Genomic DNA, 22,384 nt, shown 5'->3' on the forward strand with positions numbered 1-22,384 from the left:
TACCTTATTGTTTTGACAGTCGGGTCCCGGTCCGGCCGCCCCGGAACCGGGGCCGTTCCCGCCGCCCGCGCCCCGGGCCGGCCGAAAGCACAGAGGCAACGATGAACTTCCCCTCCCCCGGCGCCCGGCGGGCGACCGACACGATCAGCGACCCCGGCGGCCCGGCTGCCATGGACAACGAGGGCGGGGCGGCGGTGGCCCCGCCGTGTCCCCTCGCGGAGGCGGAGCGGCTGCACGAGCGCGCCGCTGCGAGGCGCGCGGCTCTGTTGGCCCTGGCCGACGCGCACTCCGACGAGATCACCGCGGCGTACGACGCCATCAGCCAGGCCCGCCGGTGGCGGCTGCCCGAGTCGGTGGAGGACGAGGGCTGGGAGTACCGCGGGGGGCTGGAGGAGGAGAGCCACGACATCTGGGCCCGGGCCCACATGGCGTACTGGGTCCTTGAGGCGGCCCGGGTGACGGTGGCGAAGGTGAGCAGGTCTCTCGGCCTGCCGGTGGACGACGTCGACCTCCTCGACGACGCGGAACGCGATGCCTACATCGCGTCGCTGAGCGACCAGGAGCGCGCGGAGCTCGCCGGACCGTGGCCGGTGGAATGGCTCTACGCGCCGATGCCGGGCGCGCCCATCCGGGTGGTCAACTTGTTTGCCGGACCGGGGGGTTGGTGCGAGGGCATCGTCCACGTGCTCGGCGAGCCCGTCGACATGGTCGGGGTCGACCTCTCCGAAGCCGCGTGCGCCACCGCGCAGGCCGCCGGGTTCCGACGGATCTGCGCCTCGGTCACGGACCTGGACCCGGCGAGCCCGGCGCTGCGCTACGTGGTCGCGGTGATCCTCTCCCCGCCGTGCCAGACGCTTTCGCCCGGCGGGAAGCTGGCCGGGCTCGCGGAGGAAGCCATGGGACTGGTCGAGGAAGTGATCAGCCAGGCCGGGGCCGCGGCCGGGTTCATCATGGTCGACGACGCCGGGGACGGCATGGAGGGCTACGCCCCGCCCAGCGGAGCCACCTGGGACGAGGTCCGCGCCCCGCTGGCGGCGCTGAAGGACGCGCGCACGGGCCTCATGGCCGAAGCCGTCATCTGGCCGCTGGCGCTGCAGGCCAAGTACAACAACATCCGCTGGGTGGCCATGGAGCAGTCCTCGAACCTCCTGAAGTCGAAGGCCGCCGAGTACGTCGTCGAGGCGATCGCCTCGGAGTTCTACGGAGCCGGTTGGGAGTACGCGGAGTTCAGCCTGGTCGAAGCCGCCGACTACGGGGCCGCCTCGAAGAAGAACCGCACCTTCATGGTGTGCATGCGCTACACCCGCCCCTTCACCAGTTACCGGCCCAGCAAGCCGATGCCGAGGACCACCTGGGCCGCGTGCATGGGCTGGGAGAAGGGGCACAAGGTCAACACCCGGGGCGTGCGCGGGATCAACCCGCTGACCGGCCGTCCCAAGGGCGGCGGCACGTTCAACGCCGACGAGCCGGGCACGACCGTGACCGGCACCGCGTACGGGTGGAAGCGCGAGGCCGACGGCCTCACCCACAACCACGCCGACCTGGGCCGAGCCGTCGGCTTCCGCGGCGACTTCCCCTGGACCCATGTCGGCCGCGGCGAAGGCATCCGCAACAAGACCCAGCTCATCGCCGACACCGTCAGCCCCATGGTCGCCGCCGCCTGGATCGGCCACATCCTGGGCCGCGCCTGGGAGGACCGGACCCGCGCCTACGTGCGCGGCCTCTACGCCCTCCGGAAGCCCTTCATCCGGGCCGCCGACGAGCGGGACGACGTCTCGCAGATCAGGGCCCCGAAGAGGAACGCCGCCGTAGCCCGCATCGGTCGGGCAGTGGTCCGCAGCGCCCGCCCCACGGCCACCCGGCCGGCCACTACCTCCACGCCGTCCCGCACCCGGCGCCCCGTCCGCCGCTGAGCACCGCGAGGGTCAGCGGCGCGGCCCGCCGGAGCGCCAAGTCGGTCGACCCCTGGTGTCGTTCGACCAAGGACTGCGGGTGCAGACGCTGGCCGCCCCGAGAGTTTCCACGTTCACCCAAGACCCTAGGGTGCTGTCCGATGAGCAGCAGCCCCGAACCCAGAGAGGGAAGACTCATGACTGCGACCGTCACGCAGGGCCAGCTCTACCGAGACCTCGCCCCTGACATGAGGTCCCGCGACCGGCGGCTGCGTGTGCTCACCGTCGGGGACACCCGCGCCGACCTCGTGGTCGAGCACGACCTCGGCGGACCGGCGGGCAAGAAGACCCACGCGAGCCTCACCCGGCTGCGCTCCGCCGCGTTCGAGTTGGTCGAGGACGCGGCCGATGCCGATCCGCAGTACCTGGCGCTGCTGGCCGCCATGGCCGAGGTCCACCGGCCCGATGCCGTCCCGGCCGACTACGCACGAGCCGCTCTTCGCGTCGTCCGCGCCGCCGAACAGTAGCCTCACTCGCGTCCGGCCGAGCCGGACGGAGCCCGTTCGACGGCTCTCCCCGGGAACCCGGCGCCGAGCAGACTCGGCAGCACGCCGGGCCGGAGTGACGCACATCACTCGTGCGCTGCTGAAGTTTGTTGCCGGTCGAGGCCCCTGCCGGGACCGAGGAGTGAAGGTGCCACTCGATCCGGTGTTGGAGGACTTGATGATCCCGTTGAAGACCGCCCTGTCGACGATCACACCCCCGGGAGCGTACGGGCGGCTCGTGGAGCTGATCACGGCCTCCACGCAGCTTGACGGCGAAGCAGCGGAGAGGCTCGCCGACCGCATGCTCGGGCAGCTCGGACTCTACGGCGCCACCCCGGAGCACCTGGACGGCATGTGCTCGGCGATGTTCTACAGCGCCGATCCGGAGAGCGAGAGCTGGGTGCAGTGCGACAAGGCACCGGGGCACGCTCGACGCGGAACCCCGCTGCACGCGAACCGGTGGAGCAGGGTGTCCTGGAGCGACGATCACCGGCAGGCTCTGCCCGCCGACGTCGGGGACGAGGACTGACCCAGGGTGCCGGCCTGCTTGGGCGCCGACGGAGTGCACCGCGCCGTCGGCGCTCAGGACACCGCCGTGGACAGCGGCACCCCGTTCGGCTGAGCGGTGGCTGCCCGCGCAAGATGGTGGCGGGCCTGCTGCTCCTTCTCCACGGCGGTGCGCAGGTGCCACAGGGAGATGGCGGGCAGCAGGCCGCCGAGCCGGGACGCGGCCCCCAGCGCTTCGGCGACCTCCGCCAGGTCCACCACTGCGCTGCGCAGCCGCTCGTCTCTGTGGTCGGTGCGCAGGCGTTCGACCAGCTCGTTGAGGAGCGCGGCGAGTTCGCTGGTGCCGGGATCGTCCGGGACATCGCAGCCCCACCACTGAGCAGCCTCACCGAGGGCAGCTAACGCGGCATCTCTGCTGAGCGGCAACCCGGGCGCCTTCATGTCACCGTTCGTCACGATCACATCGTGCACTGCGGAAGTTCCTCACCGGGGACGTTCCGGGGAACTCACGCGATCCCGCCCGCGGGCCTGGCCAGCCGGGCGGGACGAGCGACGACGGGTTGGACGCGAACCCGCGGGTGTTGAGGCACTCGCCCCGCCGTGCCGACAGCGGTCCGGAGCCAACGGGCCGGTGAAGGGTCAGATGAGGGCCAGCTTCAGAGCGTTGGCACCTGCGCTGTCGGCCCGCTCCACAGCCAGGGCCAGGGCCGGGGAGCGAGTGCCGGCCGATGGGCGGGTACGGGCCTCCAGCTCGGCCAGGTCGATCTTGTTGGCCTCGTCGATCCTCTGGCCGTACACCTCGATGGCCACGGCGAAGGTCTCCCCGGCCGCCGAGCTCCCATCCTTCGCCATCGCCCGGGCCGTCGCCCAGATTGCCTGGCTGAAGGCGTCCCGGTCCACCGTCCCCACCGGCGAAACCAGCCACGTTGAGGCCAGCACCAGGTTCATCGCCCGCTGCGCCCGTACGACGGCCGCCCAGGCGTCGTCGGTCAGGTCGGTTCCGCGCAGCAGGTATCGGCCCCGGGCCTCGGCGAGTTCCCGGGCGACGGTCGCCCGCCCTCCGGGTGTGCGTGCCCGGTGCCACTCCCGCAGCATGTTGATGGCCAACGACGCGCTGACCATCACGATCATGAGGGTCACAAGGGTGTCGGACGACATGACGCTGCCACCCAGGTTCCGCTGCATCTCGCGGTGCATCCACGCGAAGAACGGGACCAGGCCGACCGCGATCGCGACGACGACCGTTTGACTCCTGGCGCCACGGGCCAGCTCGGCGAGGTCCACACCGGCCCACCTGGGCAACGGCCCCTCCGGGTTCCGGAGTACCTCGGGATGCTGGCGGGCGAGACGGTGAACGGTGGAAGCGACCGACACGGGAAGCCCGGGGTCCACCACTGCGGCCACGCGCTCACGGGAACGCCTCGGGGTGGGCATGGGCCTGCTCGCTCTCTTCTCCGGGCCACCGTCGGCCTGGGACAACTATGCACGCGGGCACTGACACAGGCCGAGGGCCCCCCGAGCAGCAGCGGTATCGCACCGGGCAGGTCGATGGCACACGCTCGGCCCGCTGCTCAGGTCTGGCCCCTCGGGACAGGGCCGCCAGCGGCTGCGTCCCGGCAGGCCAGCGCGCGAGGTGACCGCGTCCGAGGCGAAGGGGCTACGGGCCCTTCAGCGCGGGGGTGCACAGCCCGGCCTGGCGGACACCGGCGGCGCCCAGTTCATCGGTCAGGATCCGGATCACGGTGAGGGCCATCGCCGGGAGCACCGCGTCCTTGCAGTCCAGCCACACCCGCGGGACGGCGGCGTCCACCGTCGCGTAGTTCGGGCTGTAGAAGTCGACGCCGGAGGCCAGGGCCGCGTCCATCTCGCCGTCCGTCAGCTCCAGGCCGTCGTGGGTGTTCCGCATCAGCCGAGGTACCGCAGCCTCCAACGCGGCGACCACCACAGGGCGGTCCCTGGCGGACGACCTGACCGCGACCGACCACACCTGCTGCTCGGGCACACCGTGCGGCGCGACGATCCGCAGAGTCCCCGGATGAACCACGATCCCGCCCGGCACACTCATCGCGGCGACGGCGCGGCTCATCCAGTCCACTGCCTGCCCGTCGAACATCTCCGCGTACGCCTCGGCGATCTTCCCCAGGACGGCGGGTGTGCCGGCGCGGGCGGCCCGCGCGAACAGTTCGGCGGCGCCGTCGTGGTCCCCACTGGCCAGGGCTGTACGGGCCAGTTGGAGGATCGGGTCCAGGTCTTCGGGCGGTGTGGCGGAGTCGATCATGACCGGGTGGTACCACGGTCGACCGACAGTCCCCCTCGTTTCGGATGGGGCTTCACTCCGGGCTGGCGGTGCCGTAGCGAGCCGTCAGCTCGTCCACCAGGCAGCGCAGCTCGTCGGTCATCGGGTGCAGGAGGGCGATGTGTCGACGCCAGTTGATCAGCGACCAGTCGTCGCCATCCATGCCGTTGTGAGCGGTGGTCATGACCCAGTCGCGGCCCTCAGCGATCCACACCTGATCGGGGTAGAGGCCCCGGCCGAAGGCCGTGCACTCCGCGGCCGGCCGGGTGCGCAGTTCGACGAGCTCGACGTCGGCGAGCTCTTGGTCGAGTTCCTCGGCCGGGAGGTAGCGGGCGCCCTCGCGCGGGTAGCGCCACGACAGCAGCCGGCCGACGCGCGCACGGAGCTTGCGGTCGATGGAGGCCTCGGCCTCCTCGGCGAGCAGCGGCGCCGCTTCCTCCGCGGTGGCTGGGCGCACCCGGCCGCAGAAGAACCACCCGGACTCGCCGATCAGCGTGTCCGTGGGAGCGTCACCGTCCTCGTCCCGGATGTACCGCGGCCGTTCTTCCGAGAGGACGACGCCGATCATCGACGGCATGCCATGCCGACGGAGCAGGCCGGGCGCGTCTTCGGGCACCGGCTGCTCCCACTCGTAGACCTCAAACCGGGCGACCTGACCGATCGTCCAGTACGCGGAGGGGACGGGCTTGTACCGGCCGGGCACGCCCGCGGTGATCCGCCACGTCGGCCCGCTGTACTGCCCGGCCGACAAGGGCGGGCACTCACCGTCGTGCTCCACCGACCAGAACCCGCCGACGGCCGCCGGCGGGATCAGCCAGCCCTCGGACTCGGCGACATCCCGCCCGCATCGCACGCAGCGGTCGGGCCGTTCGTTGCGGCGGCGAGGCGGCGGGGGAGGGGCGAGCCGTTCACCCTCCGGCGGGCAGGTCCCGTCGTGGCGCACTCGCCACACCCCCTCGTACGGGCTGCTGAGGATGCCGGCGCCCGGCTCGACCCAGCCCCGGCACTCCGAGCACGCCTGTCCGCGCTCGTTGCGCAGCGGCGGGCATTCGCCCGGCCGGTGCTGCACCTGGCGGTTGCCGGGCGTGCCGAGGAGCAGGCCGGCGCCCGCGGCTACCGGCTTGCCGCACAGTGCGCAGTGGTCGGCCCGCTCGTTCGGTCGCGGGGCCTGGGGTGCAGCGGCGCGCACGAGCCGCGGGGCGTGAGCGGTCGGCGGGTACTTCTCCAACGCCGCCCGGAGGGTCTTGCGGACCCCGTCGCCGAACTCCGCGGCGAACGTCTTGAACACGCTGTCGCGCATGACGGTCAGCTCGCCCTTGGTGTTGACCCGCCAGAGCCGGACCCGCCGGGCGGTCTCCGCGGTGCGGTCAACGCCGACGATCAGCGCCCCGGCCGGCAGGCGGTACACCGCCCCGGCCTCCAGCCACGGGCCGACGCACACGTACCCGCCCCGCTTCGTCTCGTCGAGCGACTGAAGTCGCTTACGCCAGGGCTTGACCGCGCCGTCCTCTGCGGGCGGAACGGTGATTTCGTGTAGTGGCGGAGTAGGCAAAGGGAGACCTCCAAGGTGGTTCGCGGCGCTGCGGCGCTGGGTCGCCGCCGTGTAAGGCCGCGAGAGCCGCAGGCAGCACCGTAGGCGGTACCCCTGACACCGGAACGAGATGGAGCCGACACGACCGGCAGGGCCCGGTACCGGCCGTGTTCCCAATGCCGAACGAGCATTCCGTGCCTACGGGGTCCGGCGCCGCGGTGCTGACGGCGTACGTCGCCCGGCATGGCCGCCGGGTAGATCGTCGTCACGTCTTGGGGCACACCGCTGGTTGCAGGCCGGCAGAGGAGGTCGCCCCGCGCGGATGCCCGGTCGCGTAGCTGGGCGCGCTACGCCCGCCCGAGGAGGACAGCGATGCCGTGCAGACCATCGAGGCAGTCCTCGGCAATCGCGCGCCGCTGCCGGCGGGTCAGCGAGTGGAGGTAGGGCTCCAGGCGTGAAGCTTCGAACGTCGCGGACCCGCCGGTGCCGCCGGCCAGATACGTGACGCGCTTGGCTGCCTCCAGCGTGTAGCGGGATACCTCGCCCGCGAGGCCGCGCTGCCAGGACTCGAGAGCTGCCTGCCCGGCGAGTCCTCTGGCGCTGCCAGAGACGAGTGAGCCGTTCGCCGCCCAGTTCACGATCAGCGCCAGCAGTCCGGAGACCGCTTTAGCCGACTCAATCTCTGCAAGCGTCAGCGGCACGCACGCAGGGCAGCGGGCGAAGGAAGCGGCGATGAGGCGGTCCGCACGTGGCTCGCCCGTTCCGAATCCGTCCGGGACTGAGTGCAGCCCTTGGGCAGGGCAGTCACCGACCGGCTGGTCCGGCATGGGCTGAGCTTCGGGACGACGCCCCACCACGCGGCCGTTGACCACGACATCGTTGTCACCAGCGAGCTGTGCACCGCCATGGTGGGCGCGCTCGGCCACGATGGCATTGAACTCCTCGATGGACAGAACCGCCGACGAGGTACAGCCAGCATGTGCAAGTTGGATGACAACCTCCTGGCGGCCGGGCACGGTCAGGACCGAGGCGATGATCTCCTCCTTGACCGGGTACCCGGTGCCACCGCAGGCGTAGCACTCGAAGGCTTCGGGGAGCCCTGTGCCTTCTCGAAGAGCGCGGGCGTTGGCGGCACCAATCCGCAGCTCAACCTCGGGAGCGAGTGTCAGGGCCAATGAATCTCACCTTGGAAGTTTTCGGGGTCGCACAACGATCTCCGACCTGACCGGATAGTGCGCCCACCCTAGCGCCCTCAGGTGACAGGCAGGCATTAGACGGACACTATCTGGTAACCTCCGCGGGCCGAGCTGAGATGGGCCGGGTGATCCGCACGGCGGACCCAGCCCCAGCCGAGCTATCCATCGCCTCCAAGTGTCATGCCGAGAAACTCGAGCAGACGCCAATGCCTGCGGCCGGGTCGGAGTGCGGCCACCGTACTTCTGGTCGACGAAACCATCCGTGGTCACGCCCCTCCCCACCGGGACTGAGCCGCTCCAGTTCAACCCGCAGACTGCTGGGCACTCTTGGCGCAGCTATGCGCCAACGCCTGGTCGCAGAAGCTGTGGCCCTTTCGAGGCTGCCCCGGCGTCGCGGCAGCCCATCCGGGCGCCAGCGGGAGCTCGACAGGGCCGATCGAGCAGCACGGTGTTCTGCTTCGTCCGGCGGTGATCGGCTGCCAGGGTCCGCCGCTGGGGCCTGCTCCGGCCCGGGGTGTCGCAGCGGGCCGGAGCAGGGTGGTCACTTGCGGGCGCCGGGCTGTGCCGGGAGGACGTCGAGCGCGTGGTCGACCAAGGAGGCCAGGTCGGTGCCGTACCGGGTGTCGCCGTGGATGAAGGTGGTGGTGAAGGCGGTGCGGTCGCGCCGCGGCAGGTCGGCGGCGCGGTAGGCGGCCAGCTGGTCGGCGCGCAGGAGTTGGGCGACCGCGATGTAGCCGCGGTCGGCGACCAGGGTGAACAGGACGGGGCCGTCCATCTCGCTGCCGGCGTTGTGCGCGTCCCACCAGTACTCGTCCGGGGTGAGGCTGTGGCCGCGCTGGTGCCGGGCCACGATCGTCACCTGGATGCCGGTGCGCGGGTGGCCGACGACGACGTGGGCGGACCGGCCGTCCCAGGCGGCTCCCAGGGCCTCAGCGCATGCGGCGCGGACGATGCCGGCGACGGTGTCGGGCGTGGGCTTCTCGGCACCGGTGAGCAGGGTGCGCAGGCTGCCGGGGCGGGTGTGGACCGGTCGGCGGGCGACGACCAGGACGTCGTTGCGGATGCGCTGGTCGTCGGTCTCGGTGATGCCAGGGTGCCAGCGTCGGTGGGCGCGGACGTCGGCCAGCAGCTCGCGCGCGCCCTGGTTGTCGGTGGGGTTGAGGTAGAGCAGGCTGACCAGGACGAGTTCGGCGGAGTTGAAGCGGCCCAGGCGCCACAAGGTCAGGGCCAGACCGTGGACGGCGCGCAGGAAAGGCCGGTTGTCCATCTGGGACCAGGGCAGCCGGCCGTGGAAAATCATCGGGAGGGACGCCTCGCCGACGGCGACGGCGGCCTCGTACCAGGCCAGCGCCTCCTTCAGATGGCGGCGGCGGTCGGCGGCGGTGGGGCCGACGTAGGAGATGAGGTCGCCGAACTCCCCGTCGTGGCGCTGCAGGGCCAGGCTGCCGAGGTGGGCGTAGGCGTCGACGTCGCGGGGCTCGGCGGCCACAATGCGGAGCAGCTCGTCCTCGTAGCCTTCCACGTCGGCGGTGGCCCGCAGAGTGTCCAGCGCGGCGTCGAGAGGCACTTCGGTACGGCCGGGGTAGGGGTCCGGCATCCGGTAGCGGGGCAACACGCCATCCTCGGCGAGCCGGTCCAGCCACCACCGAGCGGCGATCTCGGCGTCCTTCTGCGGACCCGGGGCGATCCCGAGCTCCTCGGCGTCCAACTCCGGGCCGTCGCCGTCGCCGTGGGTGTCGGCGCTGTCCGCCTGCGCGTCCTCGAGGTCGTCCTCGGCGTCTTCACCGTCCTCGTCGTAGGCGTCGAGGACGTCGCCAGGGTGGAAGTCGCCGTCCTGGGCCGCTTCGTGCGCGCCGGCGAGGTGCGCCCGCTCCAGCGCGGCCAGGGCACGCTTGGCCCGCGCGCCGGGCAGCGCCTGCGTCAGCGGCTGGTAGACGTCCGGCCACAGGTGGCCGGCGGCGAGCGGGCTCCACATCGCGTAGTCCTGCTGCATCAGGATCCGCAGGGCCAGGTCGAGGCCGTAGTGGTCGAGGCGAACCGGGAGCCGGCCGGCCTCGCTGGCGCCGGCGACTTCCTGGAGTGCCTTCTGGTAGCCGATCTGCGTCTCGGCGTCCAGGAGTCGGGCGAGCCGGGTCGGCTGGGTGCGCTGGACGCGCCGCTGCTGGTCTGCGGAGGGCTTGGTGGTGGTGGACATGGGGGCTCCTTGAACCGGGCTTCGCGTGGCGCACCGCCCCACCTCGGTGCGACGCCAAGCCAACAGGTCAGGACGCCGTCATCATGTCGATCATGCTCATCGTGCCGGTTCGAGCGTTGCTCAGTTCACCCGGGGACGGTCAACGGTGGGGATGACCGGCGGGCCCGCGCACCGTGGGCGCAGCCTGTCCTTCCATCCTTGCGAATCCCCGTCTGGCGGCGCAAGGCCATCCCCCGAACGAGTGAACCAGCTGCTGTTTCCGCCCAGCCGGGCCCGAGAGATGTCTTCCTTCGATCCCGACCTGCGCAGCCGACCCCGGCCGCTCGTCCGGGTGCGGAGGCGTGCCTCAAGGACGACGTCATCCGGCGAGTGGCAGCCGTTCCCCGCCGCCGCGCTGGGCGTGTTCGGCCCGGGCGGCCTCCAGCAGGCGCCGCCACGACACCACCGTCGGTCGGCGCTTGAGCAGGGCACGCCGCTCCCGCTCGGTCATCCCGCCCCAGATTCCGAACTCGACCCGCCGGTCGAGCGCGTCGGCCAGGCATTCGGTGCGGATGGGGCATCCGACGCACACGCTCTTGGCCCTGTTCTGCGCGGCGCCGTCGACGAACAGCTCGTCCGGGTCCACGCCCCGGCAGGCAGCCCGCCCCCAGTCGATGTCCGTCTCCCCCACCACCGCGCCCCTCTTCCTCTTCCCGTTCCGACCCGGTTCCCCTCGGCAACCGACCAGCGTAGGCGATTCACCGTCCGCGGAACCTACGGAGAAGGAGAGCGGGACCGCTACTGTCGCTCTGCCGCTGTCACGCTTTCGAGTGATTCCGCAGTGGCCGCCCCGCGCCGTAGGTTCGGGGCAGTAGTGCCCGTCCGACAGGAGACAGCTGTGCCCGATCCGTCCGTGAACTCAGCTTCCGCTCAAGGGCGTTCGCAGTCGGCGAGGTGGCGACGCTGGGCGCTGGTCTTCGGCCTGCCCAGCGCAGCCGTCGCCTTGGTCGCGGCGTGGGTGATCCGCCCGCACGGCACCGTGTCCACCGTGCTGGTCGTCCTGATCGCGCTCGCCGCCCTAGCGGTGTTCGTCGCCACGATGCCGCGGCGGCAGCCGGCCGCGCCTGAGCATGCCGACGCCGGATCCAGCACCAGGTGATCGCGCGGGCGCCGGGTCTCCTGCCCTGAACATCGGCCCGCGCGGGCCGCGACCAGGCGCAGCGCCGGACCGGCCTCCTCGCTCTGCCGCGACGGTTGGGGTCGGCACCGGTGCACCGCGCGCGGTCGGCGAACCGGACAGAACCTGTGCGGATCCGGCCGGTTCGGTCGGAGCTTCGGACCGTGGCGGTGGGGATCCCGTAGCTTCCGCGCCATGGCGAGGACATTGCGACTGGCCGTCGCGCAGAGCACCGTTCCGGAGGACCCCACAGACCGCGGCGCGCTGCGGGCGGCGGGGCAGGAGATCCGGGCCCTGATGACCGAGGCCGCCGGGGCGGGTGCGCGGCTGGTGCAGTTCCCCGAGGGGGCGATCACTTATCCGAGCAAGCACGTGATGGCGGCCGGCCCGGACGGAAAGCTGGTCCCGGCCGACTGGAGCCGGGCTGCCTGGGACGTCATGCGCGAGGAGGCCGAGTCGATCGCCGCGCTGGCAGGGGATCTGCGGCTGTGGACGGCGTTCGGGTCGCTCCACCCACTCACCCCGCCGAACCGGCCCCACAACAGCCTCTTCGTCGTCTCCGACCGCGGCGAACTGGTCGCGCGGTACGACAAGCGGTTCCTGTCGAACACCGAGGTCTCCTACCTGTACACCCCGGGGCGCGAGCCTGTGATCTTCGAGGTGGACGGCATCCGCATCGGCTGCGCTCTGTGCGTCGAGGCGAACTTTCCGCCGCTCTTCGCCGAGTACGAACGCTTGGATGTCGACTGCGTCCTGCTCTCGGTGATGGTCGACGATGCTCCGAGGGCCCGCGTCGCCCAGGCCTACGGGACGCTGTACAGCTACTGGCTGGGCTACGCCGTCCCGGCGCAGTTCAGCGCCACGGTGCCGTCCGGGATCGTGGCGCCCGGCGGCCGGTGGCTGGCGCAGTGCCCCGCCGATGGGCAACCCGCCCTGGCGGTCGCGGACATCGACCTCGACTCGGCCGACCCGGACATCGACGTGGCCCTTCGATACGCCCGGCCCTGGCGCCGGCTGGCGCAGGACGGGCTCTACGAAGACCGGCTGGTGACCGGGGATCCGCGCAGCGACATCCGCACGGCCTTCTGAGCCTTCTGAGAGCGCCCCGCGCCTGACCCGCCAGAGCCTTCGGTGTCAGGCCGGAGCACGGTGGTCTGCCCCTTGAGGGGCCTACCGTGCGCCGGCGGCCGCGGGGCGGATCGCCGCGAGGATGTCCCGGGCCCCCTGGTCGAGGAGTTCCTGTGCGACCGCCCCGCCGAGCTTCTCCGGATCGTCGGCACTGCCGGTGGAGGCAGCGGTGAGCCGGACGGTTCCGTTCAGGGACACGACCTGCCCGGTGAGGCGCAGTCGGCCTTCCGGCTCCTGGGTCACGTAGGCGCCCACCGGGACGCTGCACCCGCCGTGGAGTTCGGCGAGCATGCTCCGCTCGGCCCGCACCGCCGCGTGAACCGCATGGTCGGCGGCCCGTTCGAGTAGCGTCCTCAGCTCATGCTGGCCGCTGCGGATCTGGATGCCCAGAGCGCCCTGGCCGGGCGAGGCGGGGAACAGGTCCAGCGGCAGCACCTCGGTGATGTGCTCCTCCAGGTCCAGCCGTCGCAGGCCCGCGACCGCGAGGACGACGGCGTGCACCCGGTTGCGGCCCTTGAGGGCCGCCAGTCGCCCGGGGACGTTGCCGCGGATCGGCACCAGCTCCAGGTCCGGTCGCACGGCCCGGAGCAGCGCGGCCCGGCGGGGGGCTCCGGTGCCGACCCGGGCGCCGTCCGGCAGCTCGGCCAGCGTCGAGCCGCACAGGGCGTCTTCCACCGCCTCCCGCCCTGGCGGGGCCAGCAGCACCAGGCCGGGCGGCATGCTGGTCGGCAGGTCTTTCAGGGAGTGGACCGCGACGTCGATCTCGCCGGCGGCCAGGGCCGCCTCCAGGCGGCTGGAGAACGCGCCTCCGGCGCTGCGCCCGGCGACATCGGCAAGGAGTGAGACGCGGTCGCGGTCGCCCGCCTCCGTGATCACCCGGCGCTTGAACTCGACGCCGGGGCAGAGCGGGGCGAGTAGGTCCAGGTACTGGCGGACCTGGGTACGGGCGAGGTCGCTGCCCCGCGACCCGACAAGGATGGGCACACCGGCTCCCGGAATCTGACGAGATGTGAGCTTCACGGTACCCGGCCGGAGCGGTGGTGCTTTCCGACAGCGCGTCGGGGACAACCGGCTTCCTGGACGGGGGCGTTGCCGCTTCGGGCGGACCGGGGAACAGGTGCTCGATGGCCGTTGGAGTGGGCCTTGGGTAGGGTCCGTGGCGCGGTCCGGCTGAAGCGAGCGACGTTGGGAGCAGGGATGCCAGACGACGAGGAGCCCTTGAGCGCCTGGTACGCGCGCCGGGAGGCGAAGCGCCGCCCGATCGGCGAGCGCCGCGTCGTCAGCCTGCAAACCGGCCCGACCCGGGGCTCGCACGTCAATCCGCAGACCCCCCGGATCGTCGAGGAGTGGGACGGGCACAGCTGGCAACCCGTCTTGGTGGCCGACGACTACGCCGCCGCTTGCCGCGCCGTCTCCACGCTCGACGCGGCCGTCGCGGTGCCGGTGCCCGGCTTCAACCCGCTGGGGCCGGGGACCGGCCGACACCGCAAGATCCCCACCTGACGGCAGGAAGCCCCGGCCGCCGGGCGGGACGAAGCCGCTGTCACCATTCCAGGTCCCGGCGTCATGCTTCCCAGGTCGGCAGCCGCGGCCAGGCCGGGCAGCGCCGGACGCCCCAGCGGTTCGTGAACTGGCTGGCTGGCCGGCGCCGAACACCCGGTGGGCCTACGCGCTGCCTCGGTCCGGAAGCGGGGAGTCGAGGAGCCTGTCGATGATCCGATGCTCCGCGAGGAGCCGTTCGACCTGCTGGAGCAGCAGGGTGTCGCCCAGCTCGGTCAGGTGCACCCCGTCGCTCCAGAGCCCGACCGGGTTATCGCCGTCGGCGGGTGCGAGGTGTCGGGCGGCTGCGGTGAAGGGGGCCCACACGTCCAGGAACAGCGCGCCGTGCGCGGCGGCGGCCGCGCGGGCGGCCTTGTTGTAGCGGGCGAGCTCGGCGTTCATGGCGGCCACAACGCCGGGACTCTCGAGGGGACCGAACGGCGTCTCCGACATGACGATGGTCGTACGGGTGGAGCCGAGGCCGCCGAGCATCCCTTCGAGGTGCTGGGTGTACTCGTCGAGGTCGACCGCCTCCGACAGCCGGTTCTGGAAGCGCCTCCACACGTCGTTGATGCCGCAGCCGAGGAAGACGAGGTCGTAGTCGGCGCCGGTGGCCTGGTCGCGTTCGACGATGCCGGCGATGTCGCGGCTCGTGGCGCCGCCCTGCCCGTGATTGCGGATCTCGAAGCCGACGTGCGGCCAGGCGGCGCGCAGGGACAGAGCAAGGCGGTGGACCCAACCGCGCCGGCGCCACCCCTCGACAGTGACCGTGGAGCCGACTGCGGGCAGATCGCCCTGGTTCACCATCCCGGCGTTGAAGGCCTCCAGGTGTTCCATGATCGAGGTGCCGAAGAAGCCCACGGTCAGGGTGCGGTGGCGCTGACTGGCACCGGTCGGCATGACCTGGTGTGGCAATTGGTCACTCATGATCGCTCACCCCCGAAGTCCAGATGATCACCAGGCTAGGACAGGTCGGCCCGGTGTACCCGGGCATTTCCCGAACGTGGCGGCGTCACCCTGGCGACGTTGACGGCACTCCGGGCCGGTGAAGGCCGCTGTCGGCACGCGGCGGCCGGAAGCGTCCGGCACCGTCATGACTGTCCGTCGGAGGGGTACTGCTCCTGGTCCGGGCGGGGCTCCGGAGGTGTTTTCGTAGGCTCACCCGGACGCCGGCACCTGGCCGGCGCAGTGCGGACCGCCCTGCGGGGCCGGCCAGGAGGAGGGCGACATGCACGGCACCACGCTGGCGGGCCGGTACCGGTTGGTCGACCTTCTCGGCGCCGGCGGGATGGGGGAGGTCTGGCGGGCGGTGGACGAGCGGCTCGGTCGCCAGGTGGCCGTCAAGGTACTGCTGAGCCCGGAGGACGAGGAGCTGGTACGGCGCCTGGAGGGCGAGGCCCGGGCCGCGGCCGCCCTGAGCGATCCGCACGTCGTGGCCGTCCACGACGTCGGGGAGGCCCAGGTGGCCGGACGCCGGGTCGTCTACCTGGTGATGGAACTGGTCGACGGGCAGCCGCTCAACCGGCTTCTGGCCGACGGCCTGCCGACGATCGGCGACGTCGTGGCCTGGGGAGAGCAGATCTGCCGCGGCCTGCAGGCCGCCCACGCCGCCGGCCTGGTGCACCGCGACATCAAGCCCGCGAACATCCTGATCACCGCCGACGGGCGGGTGAAGGTCTGCGACTTCGGGATCGCCCGTCGGGCCGACGCGGCTGGCCATCCCCTGACCGGGACCGGCGCGGTGATCGGCACCCCGTCGTACATGTCCCCGGAGCAGGCCCGCGCCGACGCAGTGATCGACGCCCGCAGCGACCTGTACTCGCTGGGGTGTCTGCTGTACGAGCTGCTGACCGGCGCACCGCCGTTCCCCGGCAGCGGGTGGCCGGTGCTGGCCCAGCACCTGCACCAGGCCCCGGCCCCGGTTCGCTCCCACCGGCCCGAGGTGCCCACCGAACTCGAGCACCTGGTGGCGCAGCTGCTGCACAAAGACCCCCAGCACCGGCCCGCGGACGCGGCGGATGTTGCCCGGCGTCTTCGGACAGCCGCCGTACGGGCCTCCACCGCACCGGTCACCGTGCCGGTCGAGACCGTCGCGGTACCCGTGGACCGGCTGCCGACGGTGCGCGCGGCCCAAGCCCGGCCGCCCGTCGTCAGGAAGGTCTCCACGGACTCCGGCCGCGCGGCCGCCGCGCCCGGGCGGTCGGCGCCGTGGCGAGCCGGAGCGCTGACCTGTCTCCTGATCGGCGGCCAGCTGGCGATGTTCACCGCCCTCCCCGGCCCGGCGAGCACCGTGCTGGGACTGGTGGCCGGCGGCTGCGTCGCGGCCGGCTCGCGCCTGGAGGAGCGGCACGAGGCCGTCCACGGCCAGCAAGGCGGGCAGGGCAGCGTCGTCGCGGTGTTCGCCGCGATGCTCATCGCCACGGTCACGATGGTGGTGCTGCTGGGGTGGAGCACGCTGACGTGGTGGATGGCGGTGCTGGTCGCAACGGTGACCGGGCCGGTGCTCGTGGCGGGCGCGGCCGGCGTGCGGGCCCTGGTCGAACAGCTGCTGCGCCGAGGCGGGCCGGAGGCCGAACTCGCCTCCACCGCCGGGCTGCTCAGCGGGGCCGTCGGCTGCGCGCTGACCGCCTCCGCCGCTCACGGGCCAGTCGCGGCCGCTCTCGCGGCCGGGGCCGGTGCCTGGGTGGTGAGCAGCCTGGCCGTCGCGGCTCTGCTGCCGTCGCAGCGCCCGCGCCCGCAGCACCGGTGAGCTGCTCGTTCCGGGGACGCCGGGGCGCGTAGCGCAGTAGATTTGCCGGGCGGCGGGCACGTCTGCCGCCCGCCGAAGGGGCCCGCCCGCGCCCGACTGGCGGGTGATGGCGCCGCATCTGCTCAACGGCCATCTCCGGCTCCCCGGTGAGGCCGAGGCCGGCGATCGCAACGCGGTGGAGCTGCTGGCCCGCAGCGGCTTCGTCGACGCGGCCCTCGCCTGCGAGATGGCCGAGGTCCCCACGGCCGCGTTCGGTCCCGGCGACGTGCCCCGCCGCCAGGACCTCATCCTCACCAGCCCGGCGCTGGCCTCGGCGGTGACCAGCTACCAGGTCCACCGGCAGCCGGTCGACGACGAGACGTCCGACCACTGCGCGGTCAGCGTCGACCTCGACCTGACAGTGCTGGCCTGACCCACGCGAGGATGGAGGCCGTGGTGCGGCACCGGATGCCGGTGCCGCACCACAGCCTCACCGTGGACACAGGCCCTCGGCCCCTGCGGCATCGGCCGGCCGAAGGAACTCCTACTCGAGCTCGCAGAAGGCGTCGTACCAGTCGCGGACCTCGTAGAGATCCAGCGGAATGGAGGCGACCAGCTCCAGCAAGTGCGGGGAGACGGGCCAGGGGTGCTGTGCCGCGAGAAGAGCCGGGTCGGCCTGGCGCAGCGCCTGGACGCCGGCGCGGTGCCGGTCGTTCAGGTCGAGCTCGCCCTCGGCCTCCTCGGCGGCGGCGAGGTAGCAGGTGACGAACGGGTCGAGGGCCGCTCGATGAGCGGCCAGGTGCCGGCGGTAGGTGGGGCTGTCCACCGAGGCCGTGTTGGCGGCCTCTCCCTCGTGCGTACTGGGCATGCCGCACCACTCGTTGACATATGCGCTCATGGAGTGGAGGTAGTCCTGGGTGTCCTCAGGGTGTGTGCCGGGGCGCTTCCAGTGGCCCGCGCTGGGGCTCGACGACGTGAAGAGGCGTCCCGAGACGCGGATCAGGCCCTCCACCATGCCGAAGAAGGTCAGGCCCCGGTGCGGGGCGGACGCGATGAGCAGCTCGGCGATGGTCGGCTCGGCAGTGTCGGCGACCTCCTGGGGCAGGAGGAGCCGGTACTTGCGGCCGTCGCGCCGGTGCCGCATGGCGGGGCCGGCTTCGATGGCCGCGTGCTGGGCCATGAGCGCGGCGGCCCCGGTGGAGGGCGCGGCCTGGCCCGCCCACTCCACCGTGTACTCCTCCTCGGCGAACTCGCCGGAGATCACCTGGACCGTGTAGCTGTGGGTTCCGCCGCTGTCGTGGAGTTCGAGGTACAGGACTCCGGCGGGTGTGCGCAGCGAGGACTGCCGGTCCATATCGTCCAGCGGCGGGCCGACGGCGGTGGAGGCGGCGAGCGCCCAGTCCAGCAGCTCGACGTGCGTCTCCAGGCCCCAGGCCATGGGGTCGACCTCCAGCTCGCCGTCGGAGCCGCGGTAGTAGTCCAGGTCGTCGGCGCGGACGAGTTCGCCCAGGGAGCGCAGGTCTTCGTCCTGGCAGTCGAGGAAGTCCTCGGCGCCGGGCGGCAGTGCTGGGCGGGAGGACTCGTGCGCGGTGCCGCCTTCCTCGTGGCGCCGGCAGTTGCCGCTCCAGCCCGCGCCGTCGAAGAGCGACGCGAAGCGGGGATCCGGCAGGACCTTCTCCGCGGCGGTCAGGGCCGCCTCGGCGGCCTGCAAGGTCAGTGGGTGTGGTTGAAGGCCGGCCAGCCGGCACAGCGCCTGTGCGGCGTCAGTGTCCCAGGGCTGCTTGGTGAACGGGTCCCAGCCACCGCCGATCTGCGCGGCGCGGATCACGGCTGCGCGCGGGTCGACGTGCCGCGTCGGGCTGTCTCCGGCTGCGCCCGGCCACAGCTCCAGCGGCGCCGACAGGGACTGCCACAGCGGGATCACGCTGGCCGAGTCGCCCGAGGCGTCGACGAGGTAGCGGTGGCCGTCGTGCTCGGTGACCAGGAGTTCGAGGGTTCCGCAGCGTGCCGCCACGGTGCGCAGCAGGCCGACGCGGCGCAGTGTGGCCGACAGCTGCGGCACGAGGGCGTCAAGGCGGGCGAGGGTGTGGTCGCGGTGCTCGTGCTCGTCGGGGAGGGCCGGCGTCCCGGCTTCGGGCAGCCGGTGGTCTTCGCCCGGGGCGGTGAGCGCGCTCAGGGCCTTGTGCCAGGCGTCCTGGCCGGTGTGGGCGAGGACGATGCGCATGCCGGGCAGGGTGAGCAGGGTGTCTTCGCCGCTGGTGGCCCAGCGCAGGAGGGGAACGCCGCCTGCGCCTGGTACGGGAGCGTGGGCGAGGGCGCGGGCCCAGTGGTGAAGCTGCCCGGCGTCGACGCGGATCACAAGCTCTGCGGGGCGGGGGATGACGCCGAGGATGCCGAACGGGCCGCCGGTGACGGCCGGGCGGTGACGGCCGTAGGCGCCGAGGAGTGCGGCGAAGACCTGGGCCTCGCCTTCCATCTGGGCCCGGGCGGGAACGGGGATCAGTTCGGCCCCGGTGACCGTCTCGAGTTCGAGGTGCGCCTCGTGCTCGCTCTCCCCGGTCGCCCAGGAGCGCAGCGCGCCCGGGCCGGGAGCTGGACGGTCCGGGTCGGGCTCGTACAGGGCGTTGATGTCACGGCAGGCGAGCTCTGCGATTTCACTGAGGGACAACGGGTCCTCCATATCGGATGGCTGGGTGCTATCCGATAGAGGTGTCGAACCGCGTCCCCGTGTGACGGCCGGAGACCAGGACGTCGGCTCGGTGCCGTGCGGCGGCTCGGTCGAGGCGGCTCGCTACGCCACAGCCGTGCGGCAGGCGGTCGCGCACCGAAGGCCGCTGCTGAGCGGCGTGGCGGCGGCCGGTCAGGCGCCCTCACCAGGCACCGCTCCGTCCTGGAAGTCCGCGAACAGCCAGAGCGCCTGGTCGATGTCCATCTCCACTCCTCCGGTGGCCAGGTCCACGGACACTCCGGGCCCCGTGATCACCGGCAGGGTGCCCTGGGCGATGGCCTCGGCTCGCCACTGCTCCCCTTCGTCGCTCGCGAGAAGGGGGATCGTCACGGAGGAGAAGAGCTCCCCGTCGGCTGTCCGTACGTCGGTCCAGCCGGTATCGGGGTCGCACGTCACGCTCCAGCCCTGCCCTGCCGCCTGTGCTGCCGCAAGGTCGGCGTCCAAGCTCACGAAGCCTGCCATCTGGAGGAGTTCGAGCGATCCCAGGTGGGAGCCGTCACGGCCCATTACCTCCAACGGCGGGCTCTGTACCGCCAGGCCGACGATCGTCGTGGTCCCGTCCAGGGAGAAGGTGATCGCGGACGCCTTGGCGGGCATCGGCGGTGCCTCTCCGACCCGGCCGTGGAAGTAGCCGTCCCGCATCGCATCGGTGCTCATGTCGGCCAGCCTCCCATCGCTCGCGCACCCCTGAGGCAGATATCAGACAAACAGGCGCGATCGGGGTCGGGCTCGATGAGGTCACCAAGCACCGGCTCCGGCTCCCCGACGGCTCACGAAGATTTCTCTGTCGGTCTCGGCCTGACGAGCATCCGTATCCGCGCGCGATAGCACACGTAAGCCCTCAGGCGTGAGCGGGAACGGCATACGCCGCGAACGTCTTCTTTGTCACGCTGATGTGAAGTCAACCCCCTTCCTTGGAGGCTTAGTTGAACCATGTCCGAAACTCCATCATGCCCGCGGTCAGTTGGGCCGCCGCGCCTGCCGGCACCCGCAACCTCGTGCCGCCCGGGTGGCCGCCTTGTCCGCCCCGCCGTCGCCTCGCGCGGCTCGCGGCGGTGGCCGGCTGATGCTGCTCGACGCCTTGCTGGCTCACCTCATCGGGGATTTCGTACTGCAGTCGGACTGGATGGCGGTGGAGAAGACCAGGCGTTGGTGGCCGGCGATCGTGCACGGTGCCACCTACGGATTGCCGTTCCTACTGTTCACCCGGTCTCCGATCGCGCTCACGGTGATCGTTGTGACGCATGTCGTTCTCGATCGCTACCGTGCGGCGAAGTACTTGGTGTGGGCCCGGAACCTGATCGCTCCCGCCGGCCGCCGGGTGGCGTGGGCGGACGTGCACAGGAATCACGGCTCCTCCGTCGCCACCCCGGCCGGCCTGGCGAACGCCCTTGTCGTCGTGGCCGACAACACCGTGCACCTGGCCATCAACGGGTGCGCGCTCACCTGGTGGGGCTGACTCCCCCGGCCCGGCGCCGATCAGCGCGCCGCGACCCGCCGGGCCACAGCAGGCACGGGCCGCTCACGCCGCGCGCAGGTCGGGTCTCGGCGTCGGGGGCGTCTGCCGGCGCCGTTGTGCCCAGGTGCGGACCCGGGCGGCGTCGCCGCGGCGCACTCCGGCGGCGACGGGGTCGAGGGGCAGCAGCGCGGCGTGCAGGGCACGGATCCGCTGGTCGACGGAGATGCTGAGGCGGGCGTAGTGGCCGTCGCGGATGGAAGCGACGGTACGGGGGTTGACGCACAGCCCCTTGGCGAGTCGGCGGGCCGGCCAGCCCCGTTCGGCGAGCTCGACGAGCAGGCCGGAGGCCGGGGCCGCGTCGACCTGGCCGCGGCCGGCCAGCGGCGCTGGGCGCTCCTTCGGTGGCAGCAGTACGCCCAGCACTGCGTCGGCGGTGACCTGGGAGACCTGAGGAGGGTGGAACGGCGGCGGCTTGAGGAGGCGGCGGATCAAGGTCACGGCGACGCCGGAGGCGCCGGCGATGTCCTGCGCGGACATGCCGCGCTCGCGCAGGGCGGCTGCGTAGCGGGCGACGGGGCCGGCGTCCACGCGGCCGCGGCGGCCGGCCGCGCGTTCGACGTCGCGCTCGCGGCGCGCCTTGCGGGCGGCGGCCAGGCAGACGGGTCGGGTGCAGCCGTAGTCGGCGCAGGACGGCTGCCCGTGGCGGACCCGGCTGCCCGCCGGACGGCGGCCGGACGGCCGAGTCGGGCCGCCGGGGCCGGCGGAAGCGGGTGCAGCGGCTGGAGAGGGTGCAGCGGGGGCCGGAGGCTGTCGTCGATGCTGCGGGCCGGGGACCGGGACGGGGTGGACGAGCAGCGCCTCGGCGCCTGGGACCAGGGCCGCGGCCCCGCTCTGGTACTCGCCCGCGCCGTCGTTCACACCCACCATTGTGAAGGCCCGCGGGCTCCGGCCCGTGATACCCCGGCCGCTGCCGCCGGAGGGCGGTCCGGCCGCCGCGCCCGGGAACGGCAGTGGCCCCGGCGCGGGGGGGATGCGCCGGGGCCACTGCGAAGTAGCGGGGACAGGATTTGAACCTGCGACCTCTGGGTTATGAGCCCAGCGAGCTACCGAGCTGCTCCACCCCGCGTCGGTGTTCACTCACCCTACGCCATCGCGTCCGGCGCGCTGCACTGCTTTTCCGGCGGCGTGCCGCCCCCATCCCAAATTAATTTCTTAACTCCATGATTCCGTGTATAGTTTGAGCCCCTTCCGATCGGGCCAGCCAGCCCGTACCCATCCCAATGAGGCGCGACCATGGCCGTCATGATGACCCGTCGGGGCGAGCGCCGGGACTACTGCTGTCCCGGGCACAACCCCAAGGAACTGCACCACGGGACCGAACGCGCCCGCGAGAAACGCGAGTGGCTCCGCGAAGCCGCACAGGACCTCGCAGCCGACGAACCCCGCCCCGGCCCCTGACCACCTGACCCTCAGCCCCATTCCGTG

22 protein-coding genes and 1 tRNA gene are annotated in these 22,384 nt (G+C 72.3%); 10 read left to right on the forward strand and 13 right to left on the reverse strand.

The genetic code is table 11. The annotated features are described in order from the left end of the window. Positions 1-101: 101 nt before the first annotated feature. From ACFYNO_RS14525 to ACFYNO_RS14535, 3 genes are all read left to right on the forward strand, one after another. On the forward strand, positions 102-1,913 hold the full coding sequence (locus ACFYNO_RS14525; protein ID WP_388010945.1) for a hypothetical protein: 1,812 nt from the start codon (positions 102-104) through the stop codon (positions 1,911-1,913). A 176-nt stretch (positions 1,914-2,089) separates the two neighbouring features. Next, positions 2,090-2,419 carry a DUF6354 family protein gene (locus ACFYNO_RS14530; RefSeq protein ID WP_388010948.1) on the forward strand — a complete coding sequence of 110 codons (330 nt, stop codon included), beginning with the start codon at positions 2,090-2,092 and terminating at the stop codon, positions 2,417-2,419. A 166-nt stretch (positions 2,420-2,585) separates the two neighbouring features. Further along, positions 2,586-2,966 carry a hypothetical protein gene (locus tag ACFYNO_RS14535; protein ID WP_388010951.1) on the forward strand — a complete coding sequence of 127 codons (381 nt, stop codon included), beginning with the start codon at positions 2,586-2,588 and terminating at the stop codon, positions 2,964-2,966. Positions 2,967-3,019: 53 nt separating this feature from the next. On the opposite strand, the gene ACFYNO_RS14540 is transcribed toward ACFYNO_RS14535, so the two are convergent. From ACFYNO_RS14540 to ACFYNO_RS14570, 7 genes are all read right to left on the reverse strand, one after another. Next, positions 3,020-3,415, reverse strand: a complete 396-nt coding sequence (locus tag ACFYNO_RS14540) for a hypothetical protein (RefSeq protein ID WP_388010954.1) — start codon at positions 3,413-3,415, stop codon at positions 3,020-3,022. Positions 3,416-3,583: 168 nt separating this feature from the next. After that, complete coding sequence (locus ACFYNO_RS14545) at positions 3,584-4,228, reverse strand: hypothetical protein (RefSeq protein WP_388010957.1); 645 nt, start codon at positions 4,226-4,228, stop codon at positions 3,584-3,586. Positions 4,229-4,601: 373 nt separating this feature from the next. Then, positions 4,602-5,222, reverse strand: a complete 621-nt coding sequence (locus ACFYNO_RS14550) for a hypothetical protein (RefSeq protein WP_388010960.1) — start codon at positions 5,220-5,222, stop codon at positions 4,602-4,604. A gap of 52 nt (positions 5,223-5,274) precedes the next feature. Then, on the reverse strand, positions 5,275-6,681 hold the full coding sequence (locus ACFYNO_RS14555; RefSeq protein WP_388010963.1) for a hypothetical protein: 1,407 nt from the start codon (positions 6,679-6,681) through the stop codon (positions 5,275-5,277). A 437-nt stretch (positions 6,682-7,118) separates the two neighbouring features. Further along, the gene (locus ACFYNO_RS14560) at positions 7,119-7,946 is read right to left on the reverse strand and encodes a hypothetical protein (protein ID WP_388010966.1); all 828 of its coding nucleotides are present in this window, start codon (positions 7,944-7,946) and stop codon (positions 7,119-7,121) included. Positions 7,947-8,508: 562 nt separating this feature from the next. Beyond that, a complete protein-coding gene (locus ACFYNO_RS14565) occupies positions 8,509-10,161 on the reverse strand; it encodes a hypothetical protein (RefSeq protein ID WP_388010969.1) in 1,653 nt (550 codons plus the stop codon). Between the two features lie 358 nt (positions 10,162-10,519). Continuing rightward, positions 10,520-10,831 (reverse strand): WhiB family transcriptional regulator, encoded by a 312-nt coding sequence (locus tag ACFYNO_RS14570; protein ID WP_388010972.1) that lies wholly within the window; start codon positions 10,829-10,831, stop codon positions 10,520-10,522. Positions 10,832-11,038: 207 nt separating this feature from the next. On the opposite strand from ACFYNO_RS14570, the gene ACFYNO_RS14575 reads away from it, so the two are divergent. Beyond that, positions 11,039-11,299 (forward strand): hypothetical protein, encoded by a 261-nt coding sequence (locus ACFYNO_RS14575; RefSeq protein WP_388010975.1) that lies wholly within the window; start codon positions 11,039-11,041, stop codon positions 11,297-11,299. 213 nt (positions 11,300-11,512) lie between these two features. Beyond that, entirely contained in the window at positions 11,513-12,406 is an 894-nt protein-coding gene (locus ACFYNO_RS14580; RefSeq protein ID WP_388010978.1) for a carbon-nitrogen hydrolase family protein, read from the forward strand. A gap of 81 nt (positions 12,407-12,487) precedes the next feature. Here the strand turns inward: ACFYNO_RS14580 and hemC are convergent, their stop codons facing one another. Continuing rightward, positions 12,488-13,429 carry a hydroxymethylbilane synthase gene (gene hemC / locus ACFYNO_RS14585; RefSeq protein ID WP_388010981.1) on the reverse strand — a complete coding sequence of 314 codons (942 nt, stop codon included), beginning with the start codon at positions 13,427-13,429 and terminating at the stop codon, positions 12,488-12,490. Positions 13,430-13,642: 213 nt separating this feature from the next. Here hemC and ACFYNO_RS14590 point away from each other — a divergent pair, with 213 nt between their 5' ends. After that, on the forward strand, positions 13,643-13,948 hold the full coding sequence (locus tag ACFYNO_RS14590) for a DUF6087 family protein (RefSeq protein ID WP_388010984.1): 306 nt from the start codon (positions 13,643-13,645) through the stop codon (positions 13,946-13,948). Between the two features lie 162 nt (positions 13,949-14,110). On the opposite strand, the gene ACFYNO_RS14595 is transcribed toward ACFYNO_RS14590, so the two are convergent. Next, complete coding sequence (locus ACFYNO_RS14595) at positions 14,111-14,884, reverse strand: SGNH/GDSL hydrolase family protein (RefSeq protein ID WP_388010987.1); 774 nt, start codon at positions 14,882-14,884, stop codon at positions 14,111-14,113. Positions 14,885-15,212: 328 nt separating this feature from the next. Between ACFYNO_RS14595 and ACFYNO_RS14600 the strand changes: the two genes are divergently transcribed. Both ACFYNO_RS14600 and ACFYNO_RS14605 read left to right on the forward strand, forming a co-directional pair. Beyond that, complete coding sequence (locus ACFYNO_RS14600; protein WP_388010990.1) at positions 15,213-16,733, forward strand: serine/threonine-protein kinase; 1,521 nt, start codon at positions 15,213-15,215, stop codon at positions 16,731-16,733. Positions 16,734-16,839: 106 nt separating this feature from the next. Beyond that, entirely contained in the window at positions 16,840-17,145 is a 306-nt protein-coding gene (locus tag ACFYNO_RS14605; RefSeq protein WP_388010994.1) for a hypothetical protein, read from the forward strand. A gap of 111 nt (positions 17,146-17,256) precedes the next feature. Here the strand turns inward: ACFYNO_RS14605 and ACFYNO_RS14610 are convergent, their stop codons facing one another. Together ACFYNO_RS14610 and ACFYNO_RS14615 are read right to left on the reverse strand one after the other, a co-directional pair. Further along, positions 17,257-19,380, reverse strand: coding sequence for a hypothetical protein (locus tag ACFYNO_RS14610; protein ID WP_388010997.1), 2,124 nt, complete (start codon positions 19,378-19,380; stop codon positions 17,257-17,259). A 192-nt stretch (positions 19,381-19,572) separates the two neighbouring features. Beyond that, positions 19,573-20,097, reverse strand: a complete 525-nt coding sequence (locus ACFYNO_RS14615) for a hypothetical protein (RefSeq protein ID WP_388011000.1) — start codon at positions 20,095-20,097, stop codon at positions 19,573-19,575. Positions 20,098-20,506: 409 nt separating this feature from the next. On the opposite strand from ACFYNO_RS14615, the gene ACFYNO_RS14620 reads away from it, so the two are divergent. Continuing rightward, complete coding sequence (locus ACFYNO_RS14620; RefSeq protein WP_388011003.1) at positions 20,507-20,899, forward strand: DUF3307 domain-containing protein; 393 nt, start codon at positions 20,507-20,509, stop codon at positions 20,897-20,899. A gap of 63 nt (positions 20,900-20,962) precedes the next feature. On the opposite strand, the gene ACFYNO_RS14625 is transcribed toward ACFYNO_RS14620, so the two are convergent. Further along, the gene (locus tag ACFYNO_RS14625; protein ID WP_388011006.1) at positions 20,963-21,817 is read right to left on the reverse strand and encodes a hypothetical protein; all 855 of its coding nucleotides are present in this window, start codon (positions 21,815-21,817) and stop codon (positions 20,963-20,965) included. 134 nt (positions 21,818-21,951) lie between these two features. Further along, positions 21,952-22,025: transfer RNA gene (locus ACFYNO_RS14630), tRNA-Met, on the reverse strand. Positions 22,026-22,201: 176 nt separating this feature from the next. Between ACFYNO_RS14630 and ACFYNO_RS14635 the strand changes: the two genes are divergently transcribed. Beyond that, a complete protein-coding gene (locus ACFYNO_RS14635) occupies positions 22,202-22,357 on the forward strand; it encodes a hypothetical protein (protein WP_388011009.1) in 156 nt (51 codons plus the stop codon). The last annotated feature ends 27 nt before the right edge of the window (positions 22,358-22,384 follow it).

The sequence above is a fragment of the Kitasatospora sp. NPDC006697 genome (assembly GCF_042869935.1).
In the GTDB taxonomy this organism is placed as follows: domain Bacteria; phylum Actinomycetota; class Actinomycetes; order Streptomycetales; family Streptomycetaceae; genus Kitasatospora.

Bases quoted from the DNA above. Each gene is read 5' to 3' on its own strand.
- ACFYNO_RS14530 (WP_388010948.1), top strand. From the start codon at position 2,090: ATGACTGCGACCGTCACGCAGGGCCAGCTCTACCGAGACCTCGCCCCT.
- ACFYNO_RS14615 (WP_388011000.1), bottom strand. From the start codon at position 20,097: ATGAGCACCGATGCGATGCGGGACGGCTACTTCCACGGCCGGGTCGGA.
- ACFYNO_RS14590 (WP_388010984.1), top strand. From the start codon at position 13,643: ATGCCAGACGACGAGGAGCCCTTGAGCGCCTGGTACGCGCGCCGGGAG.
- ACFYNO_RS14620 (WP_388011003.1), top strand. From the start codon at position 20,507: ATGCTGCTCGACGCCTTGCTGGCTCACCTCATCGGGGATTTCGTACTG.
- ACFYNO_RS14580 (WP_388010978.1), top strand. From the start codon at position 11,513: ATGGCGAGGACATTGCGACTGGCCGTCGCGCAGAGCACCGTTCCGGAG.
- ACFYNO_RS14635 (WP_388011009.1), top strand. From the start codon at position 22,202: ATGATGACCCGTCGGGGCGAGCGCCGGGACTACTGCTGTCCCGGGCAC.
- ACFYNO_RS14600 (WP_388010990.1), top strand. From the start codon at position 15,213: ATGCACGGCACCACGCTGGCGGGCCGGTACCGGTTGGTCGACCTTCTC.
- ACFYNO_RS14605 (WP_388010994.1), top strand. From the start codon at position 16,840: ATGGCGCCGCATCTGCTCAACGGCCATCTCCGGCTCCCCGGTGAGGCC.
- ACFYNO_RS14525 (WP_388010945.1), top strand. From the start codon at position 102: ATGAACTTCCCCTCCCCCGGCGCCCGGCGGGCGACCGACACGATCAGC.
- ACFYNO_RS14550 (WP_388010960.1), bottom strand. From the start codon at position 5,222: ATGATCGACTCCGCCACACCGCCCGAAGACCTGGACCCGATCCTCCAA.
- ACFYNO_RS14595 (WP_388010987.1), bottom strand. From the start codon at position 14,884: ATGCCGACCGGTGCCAGTCAGCGCCACCGCACCCTGACCGTGGGCTTC.
- ACFYNO_RS14565 (WP_388010969.1), bottom strand. From the start codon at position 10,161: ATGTCCACCACCACCAAGCCCTCCGCAGACCAGCAGCGGCGCGTCCAG.